Genomic DNA, 9,263 nt, shown 5'->3' with positions numbered 1-9,263 from the left:
TCGGGGCCCGGAACGTCAAGGAGACGACGGACATGCTCTCCAGGATGGGCATTCCCCTGGTCGCCTCGGACACGGGGGGCAACAAGGGACGGACGGTGGAGTTCTCGACGGAGAGCTGGATGCTGAAGATCAAGACCCTGGGGAAGGGCGTCACGGAGATCTGAAGGGCCAAGCTCTGACACCAGCGCCCGGTTCCTGTGTTTCATGGTGGAGGTGACGCCTTGTGCCCTGAGGCCGCCGATGCGGCATTGTGGAAGGAGTACGCTGAGACCCGCTCCGAGGGGTGCCGGGAACGGATCGTGAAGCGTTACCTGCCCCTGATCAAGTATGTAGTGGGCCGGATGGTGGTGACGCCGCCGTCCGGCTTGGACTACGAGGACCTTTTGAGCTTCGGAATCTTCGGCCTCCTCGACGCGATCGAGCGCTTCGACCTGTCGAAGGGCTTCTCCTTTCAGACGTTTGCCGTTCCGCGCATTAGGGGCGCCGTGCTGGATGAGCTGCGCAAGTGCGACTGGTTCTCCCGGACGGGCCGGGAGAAGGTGCAGCGCCTCAACCGGGCGATGGAGAGGGTGCTGAGGGACCGTGGGCGCCTGCGGGACGACTGGGTGATGCAGGAGATGGGCGTCGATGAGCGGACGTACCTCGAGGCTCAGGAGCTTGCCAGTCGGAGTTACATCGCCTCCCTCGACGAGGTTTCCGTCCTTGAGGACGGTGAGGTTGCCATTGAGGACACGCTGGCCGATGATCGGGAGGGGGCGCAGGAGCGCCTCGAGTTCGAGGGCGATCGGGAACAGCTCGTCGCTGCGATGAAGCAGCTCACGGAGAGGGAGCAGCAGGTCCTGTCCCTTTACTATTACGAGGGGCTTGCGCTGAAGGAGATCGGGCGCGTGCTGGGCGTGACGGAGTCACGCGTTTCCCAGATCCATGGACACGCGCTGAGCGCGCTGCGGGCGACGCTCCAGGGCGCGGAGTCCCGGAGGGCCGTTCGACGGCCTTGAACCGGTTTCGGCGTGGCCTCAAAGGCCGGCGTTCGAGCGGTGCGGCAGGGAGGGTGTGCAGTGGGAGATGCGAAGCTGAAGCTGGAGGCGAATGAGCAGGGTATCTGGCTCTCCGCCTCCGATAGGGACTTCACCCAGAACGACGTGGCCGACCTCCTGAGGAAGCAGGGGGTGCGCAAGTACGACCTGAGGGTTGCCGAGGCCTTTATCCGCACCAAGGGCGAGAAGCCCTGCAAGATTGCCCCGCGGGACCCACTGGCGGAGCGGGACGCGGAGGTGATCGTGAAGCTCGCGCAGGACAACATGACCGCCTTCGTCCTGCTGGAGCCGCCCTTCTTCACGAAGCCCTGGCCCACGGCGGAGGGCGTTCGCCGCGCGCTGGAGGCCAGGAACGTAGCCTTTGGGATCGACGAGGCCGCCATCGAGGACCTCGTGAGCCGTCGCTTTTCGGACGATTACGTGGCGGTGGCCCGCGGCGTCCCCCCTGTGGAGGGAAAGAACGCCCGGATCGAGTTGATCCTGGACCCGGACAAGCCGCCCGAGATCCGGGAGGGGGAGAAGATCGACTTCTGGAGCCGCAGTGCTCTGATCAACGTCCACCCGGGCGAGGTGGTGGCTGTGAAGCACGCGGCGGTCCCCGGCAAAAATGGCTCCACCGTCATCGGCACGACGCTCGCCGCCGCGGAGGTGAAGGACGTGGACTTTTCCTTCGGGGAGGGACTGGCGCCGTCGGAGGAGAACCCCCTGTCCCTTGTGGCGACGGTCGAGGGTCAGCTGAAGAACCAGGGCGGCAAGTTGGTGGTGCTGCCGGAGCTTGAAGTCGGGGGTGACGTGGACTTCAGCGTGGGGAGCATCGACTTCACCGGCGCGGTCCGCATCAACGGGTCGGTGCGGGAGGGCTTTCACGTCATCGCCAAGGGCAACATCGACGTGCGGGAGATGGTGGAGGGCGCGGAGGTGTACAGCGAATCCGCCGTGACCATCAACGCAGGGGTCCGGGGCATGGGTAAGGCCACCATCCGGGCCGAGGGCGACGTGAACATCGGCTTCGCGGACCAGGCGACGATCCGCAGCGGCGGGACGATCACGGTGAAGAACGCCATCCTGCACAGCCGCATCTACGCGAAGCAGTCGGTCATCGTCCTCGGCGGCCAGAAGTCCCAGGTGGCCGGAGGACGCATCGAGTGCGGCATGGAGTTCTCTTGCCAGGTGCTGGGCAGCGAGATGGGGACCAGGACGGAGGTCGTCGTGGGCTTCCCGCCGACCCTGATGGAGCGGAGGCGCGTCCTCCTGGCCGAGGTGGACCGGTGCAACGAGAACCTGGAGAAGATCGAGCCCAACCTGCTCTTCCTGAAGAAGCTGGAGGCGTCGGGTCAGATGGACAGCCAGAAGCGGGGTATGCTGATGAGCCTGGTGAAGATGAAGTTTCAGCTTCAGGCTGCCGTGGAGAGCATGAGCGTGGAGATCAGGGACATCCAGCACGAGTTGGACGTCCTGAACGAGAGCGGGATCGTCCGCGTCCGGGACATCTGCTATCCGGGGGTTCAGATCACCATTCGCGGCCTCACGTACCTGGTGCGCGAGATCTGCCGCTACACGGCCTTCGTCGCGGATGAGGGCGCCGTGACGCTTAAGCCCTTCGACTATCGGCCCGCCGGAAAGGCCCCAAAAAGCTAAACGTCGTCCTGTCCATACCGCTATAGTGCGAGGTCGCGGCCGGCGTCCTCCGGCGGAGGCGGCGCGCGCCCAAAGCCTTAGGAGGTGCTTGAATGGTCCAGCCGATCAGCCTTTTGATGTCGCAGTTTAACGTTGAGAACAGCGCTCAGTTGACGCGGAATGCCCTCGCGGCCGCCCAGGATACGGGGCAGGGACAGGAGGTGGTCCGCGACAGCCTGAGGCGCACGCAGATGGTTCAGGCCAACGAGGCTGCCGCCGGGGTGCGGAAGGTGCGCCGCCGCACCGACGAGGAGGAGCGAGAGGGCCGCAGGCGTGACGCCCAGGACTCCTTTCAGCGCTCCGAGCCGGCAGGGGAAGCGGAGGCCGAGGCGCCTCATGAGGCGGTTGCCGCGAAGACCCAGGATAAGGGCTTTGAATTCTATGCCTGAGACGGCGCAGCGGGTCGATGGAGCGAAGGAGCTGGAGGTGGGGTTTGCGTGATGGCGTCGAATAACGGCCTGGGCTACATCGTGATCGACGGCGAGGAGGGCCAGTTCCGCGGCGCTTCGCTGGTGGTGGACCTTCGGGGGATTCCCCTGGACTTCCGGTACACGGACCCGATCCGTCCGACGAAGCTGGAGCGCATCCTCTACGGCAGCGCGCTGGACGTCTACCTCCGGGAGGAGCTGATCCTGCAGAGCCTGCTGGGGGCGGTGGAGACGAAGCCGCAGCTATGGATCTGCGACGCAGAGGAGCTGCTGGCTCCGATCAAGGCCCTGGAGAAGGCGAAGTGTGTCGTGCTCTCCGCCTCGACCCACGCGCCCCTCGAAAGCGCCGGCAGCGTGGAGCCCATGGGGGGCGCGAACGTCGTGCTGATCCAGGCGGACGCGGTGAGCGCGCCCCTTCGGGCCACATTTTCCGAGGGCGTGCGGCAGGACGAGGTGCAACAGACCGCCTCCCTGCTGACGGACGCCGCGAGGACCATGGAGCTCCTGGAGCCCTTTGGCCGGATACGCAAGGCGCTGACCTCCCTGGGGGAGGAGTAGGGCGGTGGCTCTGGAGGAGATTCGGAGCTATTTCGTCCGCCACGTCCTGGGCCGCCTGAGGGTGCGCTGCGGCACGCCAGCCATGGAGTCCCCCGCGGTGGGAACGCTGCGGAGGTGGGCAGAGGTCCACCCGATGCGCACCCGGATGCAGGTGAGGGCCCCCGCCCTCCTGTCCTTCCGCGGCGGGCTCGAGTGCTCGAGCCGGGGCTTTCGCTTCTCGCGGGATCTGGTGCGGGTGCGCGGGGAGAGGGTGCGGCGACGGGTCCCCACGGCGGCCGCGGCCCGGATGTCCCTCGTTCGCAGCGTCCGGTCAAAGGACGGGCTACGGCGGGTCCTGGCCCTTCCCCAGGAGCGGGGCAACCGGCTCACCGCGCGGACACCCCGGCCCAACCTGCCGGGCGTGGCGGTGCTGGCGTGGTACGGTCCCCTAATCGAGGGAGCTGTGGTAAAATTGGCCCTGAACCGGCAGCGTGGAACGCTGTTTATCTGGTATAATCCTCGCAGCCGGCATTTCAAGCCGGCAGGGCTGTTCCTCGCTAGACGCCTCGGTGCTGGGGCGAAGCCGGAGTGGCTCTGGGTGTGACGGGCGGGCCTGCCGCCCGATACTTTAACTCACTAAATGGGGGTTTGTGTTGCAAATGAGCGAGGAGAAGAGGGAGGATACTTCTTCGGTCAGGGTGGGCGACTTGGTGGACTGCGTCGTGTCGCAGATCATGCCCTACGGGGCGTTCGTCAGCCTGACAGAGTCCGGGAAGCGGGGGATGATCCACATCTCCGAACTGTCCTTTAACTTCGTCAAGAAGGTTGAGGACGTCCTCTCCCTGCAGCAGAACGTCAAGGCCAAGGTCATCAAGATCGACGACAAGGGGCGCATCGACCTCTCCCTGAAGAAGGTGGAGGAACGTCCCATGGTGCAGGTGCCGCTCTCTCGCGACGAGAAGGACAGCTTCGAGAAGAAGATGGCCTCCTTCCTGAAGGTGAGCGAGGCCAAGATCGCGGACCTGAACAGTAAGTCGAGCAAGTCGGGCGCCCCCCGGTCCGGCCGCAGAAAGCCGGGTGGCGGCGGGCGCCCGCGTGGCTGAGGCACGGCTTCTGTGGTGAAGGTTTATTTCGACCCTGTGGGGAGGCGGACGCCTCCCCTTTTTTACGCGCCGCTGACGGAGGCGGAACTGGAGCGGGTGTGTCGCCAGATGGCCGGGCACCGGTTCGATCCCTCGGTCGTCCTGGGCGGGGCCGCGCCCTGTCCGCTGGGCGGCCTCCGCGTGCTGGTCTGCGCGCCCCTCTCCAGGACGGGCGGGGAGCTGAAGCCCTTCCCAACGACCTTCTGGCTGACCTGTCCGCACCTGAGCCGCCGGGCGGGCGCGGCGGAGTCCGCCGGAGGGGTGAGCGCGCTGGAGGCGTGGCTGACGGAACGCGCGCCGGAGGCGTGGCTGCGTTACAGCCGCCTCCACGCCCTGCTGCGGCTGGGGCTGCTGGGAGGCCGGGGCCTGAAGGCCCTGCGGGCGTCGTGCCCTCCCATGCTGGAGGCCCTGGCCCGCGGGGGCGTCGGCGGGGTGCGGGGCGGCGGCTCGGTCCACGTCAAGTGCCTGCACCTGCAGGCGGCCTCGTGGCTGGCGCTGGGGCACCATCCGGGCGAGGAGTGGCTTCGGGAACAGGGGCTGGACGCTCCCTGCGATGGCCGGACCGAGTGCGCGCTGCGGGTACCTCGCGCAAAATACGGGATTTCCCCTTGTGGGCTTGACAGCGTTTGAGAGAGGAGTATAGTTTAGACGTTTAATTAACTTTTGTTTGTAACGAATAACTTTTGTTGAGGCGTTTGGGTTTCGCATTTTAATTTTTCTAAGGAGGTTTTTTACGATGAATAGAAAGACCCTGTCTTGCGTCGTGGCCGCGGCCCTGGTCCTGGCCCTTGCGGGGGCCGCTCTGGCCCACACCCCGCTCTTCTCCTGCTGGGACAACGGCGACGGCACCATCTCGTGCGAGGGCGGCTTCTCCGACGGCGAATCGGCCGCGGGCACTCCCATCCGGGTGACCAACGAGAAGGAGGAGGTCGTCTTCGAGGGTAAGCTGGACGACAAGGGAGAGCTGTCCTTCAAGAAGCCGGAGGGCGTCTTCACCGTCACCTTCGACGGCGGCCCCGGACACTCGCTCTCCGTCAAGAGCGAGGAGATCAAGTAGGAACGACGGCGTCAGGCCCCGGAGGGGGCTCCCTCCTCCGCAGAGGCAAATTAAGGAAAGGAGTGTTCGTCTGTGAGGAACATGAAGAAAATCGTGGTGCTTTCTCTCCTGGCGTCCCTTTTCGGGGTGCTTCCCGCTTCCGCTCACTTTCAGATGCTCTACACCCCCGAGACGATTTTGGACAAGGGGGGCGAGGTGCCCCTGAAGCTGGTCTTCACGCACCCCTTTGAGGCCGGGCACACCATGGACATGGGGAAGCCGCAGGAGTTCTTCGTCGTAAACAAGGAAAAGAAGACCGACCTGCTGGAGACGCTGGCCCCCATCACCTGGAAGAGCCTGGAGAACGAGGGCAAGGGCTTCGAGACCACCTTCAAGCTCAAGGGCATGGGGGATTACGTCTTCTGCCTGGTGCCCGCTCCCTACTACGAGCAGAGTGAGGAGACGTACATCCAGCAGATTACGAAGATGATCGTCAACAACGGCAGCCTCCCCACGGACTGGGACGCCGAGATGGGCCTGAAGGCGGAGATCGTTCCGCTGGACAAGCCTTACGCGATCTGGGCCGGCGGGCTGTTCCGCGGCGTCGTGAAGAGCGAGGGCAAACCGGTGCCCTTCGCCGAGGTCGAGGTCGAGTACATGAACCACCTTCCCGACATGAAGGAGAACGCCTTCTCGAAGGACGTCGCGGTGGAGGCCCCTCATGACGCCTTCATCACCTTGACGATCAAGGCCGACGCGAACGGAACCTTCGCCTTTGCCATGCCCAGGGGGGGCTGGTGGGGCTTTGCCGCGCTGGGCGTCGGGCCCGATAAAGAGTTCGAGGGCAAGGAGCTTTCGCAGGACGCGGTGATCTGGGTCCAGGCCACGGAGATGTAGGTGGTGACCTCCGGCCTCCGATGAGACGATCGACGCCGGAGGTTGCCTGATTTTCCGCCCCGGGCTGCCTCCGCAGCGGCGGAGGGCCTGCGGCGGGTTGGGGCGCCGCCAACGGGCGGCTTCCCGGAGCGCGTGGTTTTTCGGAATTCGGTTTTGTATGGTTTAAGGAGGAAGATGTCTATGCGTAAGTTCTTTTCCGTGATGGTGGCTGGAGCGCTCTTTGCGGCTTTCCTGGGCGCAGCGGCCGAGGCTCATGAGTTCTGGGTGAACGCGGACTACAAGGACGGCCTGCTCAAGGCCGACCTGGGCTACGGGCACGAGTTCCCGGACCCCGAGGTCATCCCCGACGACCGCACGCACCTCTTTGAGCCCCTGAAGCTGATCACGCCGGAGGGCGCGACGGAGATGGCGCTGGCGGGTGACAAGAACTTCCACTACGAGGTCAAGGCGGACCTGAAGAAGGGCGACTACCTGGTGCTCGGCAACTACAAGCCCACCTTCTGGGCCAAGGGGCCCGAGGGCTGGAAGCAGGCGGACAAGGCCAAGTACAAGGAGATGACGAAGGCCGACGCCACCTACGCCGAGGAGGCGGCAATGTTCGCCAAGCTCGTCATGAACGTGGACGGCGCCGACGGCACGGACCTTATCACCAAGCCGGTGGGACAGCGCCTGGAGCTGGTGCCCCAGGTCAACCCCGCGACGGTGAAGCCGGGACAGCGCTTCCCCGTGCTGGTGCTGCTTGATGGCAAGCCCGCCAAGACGGCGGAGGTAAAGGCTGTGTACGCAGGCTTTACCGGAGAAGCGAAGGACGGCGACCCCGTCAACGAGTACAAGTGCTTCTGGGGGCGCACCGGCCTCGACGGCATCATCAACATCATTCCGGTGAAGGCTGGGTACTGGAACGCTTTCGTGCAGCTCTCGGTCCCCTATTCGGACACGGCCGTGGCTGACGAAACCGTGCTGGTTTCCCGCCTGACCTTCACGATAGCAGAGTAACAGAGTAAAACGCGCTCGAAGGTCAAACGCCATTTGGCTCCCGCTCCTTTTTGGAGCGGGAGCTTTTTGTGTTCAGCCGCTCTTCAGAGCCCGTAGCCTCACAGCCCAAGGACGCCGAACAGGAGTAACCCCAGAGCGGCGCTGAGGCCGATCACCTTCGGGATCCTGACCTTGAGCTTCATCAAGAGGAAGGCATCCAGCGCGCCAAGGCACAGGGAGGGGAGGTGCACCGCGCCCCCTTCGGCGTAGTTCGTCATGGACAGGGTGAGCGCCGCCCCGGCGATCAGGCCGATGCAGGCCGGCCGCACGCCCACCATGATCTGCCCCAGGTGGCGGCTGTCCTTGAAGCGCTCGAAGAAGACGGCCGCGAGGGCCCCCAGCGTGAAGGTTGGGGTCAGCGCGCCCAGGTTGGCCGCGACGGCCCCGGGCAGCCAGGCCGCCCTCATGCCGGCGAACGTGGCGCAGTTCAGCCCCAGCGGTCCCGGCGTCATCTCTGCGATGGCGACGAGGTCCGATATCTCCTCAGCCGTCATCCAATGATGGGCGCTCATCTCGCTTGAGATGAGCGGGATCATGGAGAACCCCCCGAAGCTCGTGAAGCCTATCTTTACAAAGCTCCAGTAGAGCTCAAGCAGATCGGCCGGTCCCACGCCCGTCCGCCTCCTTCCGCTCGTACCCTTCGCAGATCAGGAGCCCGCAGGCCGCGCCCAGGACCACCAGCCAGACGCTGCTGACGCCAAGGAAGGCGTAGAGAACGAACGCTACCAGGGCTACCGCCGTGCAGGGCGGGAAGCGAAACGCTCCGCGCACCATGGAGGCCAGCGCGCTCAGGATGATGGGGACGACAGCGGCCCTCACACCCCTCATGGCCGCCATGGCCCAGACGTTGCCCTGAAGCGCGTCGTAGCCGCAGGTGACGCCCAACAGGATCAGGGTCGGGGGCAGGATCATCCCCAGCACGCAGGCCGCGCCGCCCGGAAGCCCCGCGCGCCGGTAGCCGTAGAACATGGCGATGTTGCCGATCATCGTTCCGGGAAGGCTGCGCCCGATGCTGGTGAGGTCCAGCAGGTCCTCATTCGTCAGCGTGCCCTCCCGCTCGACGTACCGCTCACGCATCTGCGCCACGATGCTCCAACCGCCGCCGAAGGTGAAGCAGCCGAACCGGAAAAACTGCGCAAAGAGCTTCCACGCCTCCGCGGATATTCTCATCCCCGCGATCCTCCTCAACAGGCGGTTGCCTCGTGCTTCTGGAGGTCGACGACGACGACGGCGGAGGTGACGGCGCGCCGGTCCGCGTCGAAGGGCTTCGTGTAGCCCTTCTCCTCGATCTGTCGCTGTCCCTCGGTCTGCAGTCTTGCGATCTCCCCCTCGCTCCGGGCCAGCTTGAACTCCAGCACGACGACGCGGTGGGGGAAGAGGACCAGGACGTCGCTTCGCCCTCGATTGGTCGGGACCTCTCCGTGGGCCGTGATGCCCGCCCCACGAAGGAGCATCAAAAACAGGGAGCGGTACA

At 65.3% G+C, this 9,263-nt stretch carries 13 protein-coding genes and 1 pseudogene; 11 read left to right on the top strand and 3 right to left on the bottom strand.

Annotated features, from left to right (window positions below; all coding sequences use genetic code 11):
• From Q0629_RS04770 to Q0629_RS04720, 11 genes and pseudogenes are all read left to right on the top strand, one after another.
• Window positions 1-164: pseudogene (locus Q0629_RS04770) on the top strand (chemotaxis protein CheD); the annotation flags it as partial.
• A 57-nt stretch (window positions 165-221) separates the two neighbouring features.
• Window positions 222-998 (top strand): FliA/WhiG family RNA polymerase sigma factor, encoded by a 777-nt coding sequence (locus tag Q0629_RS04765; protein WP_298779596.1) that lies wholly within the window; start codon window positions 222-224, stop codon window positions 996-998.
• 60 nt (window positions 999-1,058) lie between these two features.
• Window positions 1,059-2,675 (top strand): FapA family protein, encoded by a 1,617-nt coding sequence (locus Q0629_RS04760; RefSeq protein WP_298779593.1) that lies wholly within the window; start codon window positions 1,059-1,061, stop codon window positions 2,673-2,675.
• Window positions 2,676-2,767: 92 nt separating this feature from the next.
• A complete protein-coding gene (locus Q0629_RS04755; protein WP_298779590.1) occupies window positions 2,768-3,103 on the top strand; it encodes a hypothetical protein in 336 nt (111 codons plus the stop codon).
• A gap of 51 nt (window positions 3,104-3,154) precedes the next feature.
• Window positions 3,155-3,700 (top strand): hypothetical protein, encoded by a 546-nt coding sequence (locus tag Q0629_RS04750; RefSeq protein WP_298779587.1) that lies wholly within the window; start codon window positions 3,155-3,157, stop codon window positions 3,698-3,700.
• Between the two features lie 4 nt (window positions 3,701-3,704).
• On the top strand, window positions 3,705-4,283 hold the full coding sequence (locus tag Q0629_RS04745) for a hypothetical protein (RefSeq protein WP_298779584.1): 579 nt from the start codon (window positions 3,705-3,707) through the stop codon (window positions 4,281-4,283).
• Between the two features lie 55 nt (window positions 4,284-4,338).
• Window positions 4,339-4,782, top strand: coding sequence for a S1 RNA-binding domain-containing protein (locus Q0629_RS04740; RefSeq protein ID WP_298779581.1), 444 nt, complete (start codon window positions 4,339-4,341; stop codon window positions 4,780-4,782).
• 12 nt (window positions 4,783-4,794) lie between these two features.
• Window positions 4,795-5,451 carry a DUF501 domain-containing protein gene (locus Q0629_RS04735; RefSeq protein WP_298779578.1) on the top strand — a complete coding sequence of 219 codons (657 nt, stop codon included), beginning with the start codon at window positions 4,795-4,797 and terminating at the stop codon, window positions 5,449-5,451.
• Window positions 5,452-5,557: 106 nt separating this feature from the next.
• Entirely contained in the window at window positions 5,558-5,878 is a 321-nt protein-coding gene (locus tag Q0629_RS04730) for a hypothetical protein (RefSeq protein WP_298779576.1), read from the top strand.
• A gap of 81 nt (window positions 5,879-5,959) precedes the next feature.
• Window positions 5,960-6,754, top strand: a complete 795-nt coding sequence (locus Q0629_RS04725) for a DUF4198 domain-containing protein (RefSeq protein WP_298779600.1) — start codon at window positions 5,960-5,962, stop codon at window positions 6,752-6,754.
• 180 nt (window positions 6,755-6,934) lie between these two features.
• Window positions 6,935-7,750: a DUF4198 domain-containing protein gene (locus Q0629_RS04720; protein WP_298779573.1), complete on the top strand. Its 816-nt coding sequence runs from the start codon at window positions 6,935-6,937 to the stop codon at window positions 7,748-7,750.
• Between the two features lie 98 nt (window positions 7,751-7,848).
• Here the strand turns inward: Q0629_RS04720 and Q0629_RS04715 are convergent, their stop codons facing one another.
• From Q0629_RS04715 to Q0629_RS04705, 3 genes are all read right to left on the bottom strand, one after another.
• A complete protein-coding gene (locus Q0629_RS04715) occupies window positions 7,849-8,400 on the bottom strand; it encodes a chromate transporter (protein WP_298779571.1) in 552 nt (183 codons plus the stop codon).
• Window positions 8,378-8,959 carry a chromate transporter gene (locus tag Q0629_RS04710; protein ID WP_298779569.1) on the bottom strand — a complete coding sequence of 194 codons (582 nt, stop codon included), beginning with the start codon at window positions 8,957-8,959 and terminating at the stop codon, window positions 8,378-8,380. The genes Q0629_RS04715 and Q0629_RS04710 overlap by 23 nt, the downstream gene beginning before the upstream one ends.
• A gap of 14 nt (window positions 8,960-8,973) precedes the next feature.
• On the bottom strand, window positions 8,974-9,263 hold a 290-nt coding region (locus Q0629_RS04705; protein WP_298779566.1), incomplete at its 5' end, for a PD-(D/E)XK nuclease domain-containing protein.

Origin of the sequence: uncultured Fretibacterium sp., from assembly GCF_938030725.1 — a bacterium.
Classification (GTDB): Bacteria; Synergistota; Synergistia; order Synergistales; family Aminobacteriaceae; genus Fretibacterium.
The sequence above is the reverse complement of the archived record's forward strand: the minus strand, read 5'-3'. Positions and strand labels throughout refer to the sequence as shown.

Coding starts and splice junctions, on each gene's coding strand:
- Q0629_RS04755 (WP_298779590.1), top strand. CDS start 2,768: ATGGTCCAGCCGATCAGCCTTTTGATGTCGCAGTTTAACGTTGAGAAC.
- Q0629_RS04725 (WP_298779600.1), top strand. CDS start 5,960: ATGAAGAAAATCGTGGTGCTTTCTCTCCTGGCGTCCCTTTTCGGGGTG.
- Q0629_RS04750 (WP_298779587.1), top strand. CDS start 3,155: ATGGCGTCGAATAACGGCCTGGGCTACATCGTGATCGACGGCGAGGAG.
- Q0629_RS04730 (WP_298779576.1), top strand. CDS start 5,558: ATGAATAGAAAGACCCTGTCTTGCGTCGTGGCCGCGGCCCTGGTCCTG.
- Q0629_RS04710 (WP_298779569.1), bottom strand. CDS start 8,959: ATGAGAATATCCGCGGAGGCGTGGAAGCTCTTTGCGCAGTTTTTCCGG.
- Q0629_RS04720 (WP_298779573.1), top strand. CDS start 6,935: ATGCGTAAGTTCTTTTCCGTGATGGTGGCTGGAGCGCTCTTTGCGGCT.
- Q0629_RS04740 (WP_298779581.1), top strand. CDS start 4,339: ATGAGCGAGGAGAAGAGGGAGGATACTTCTTCGGTCAGGGTGGGCGAC.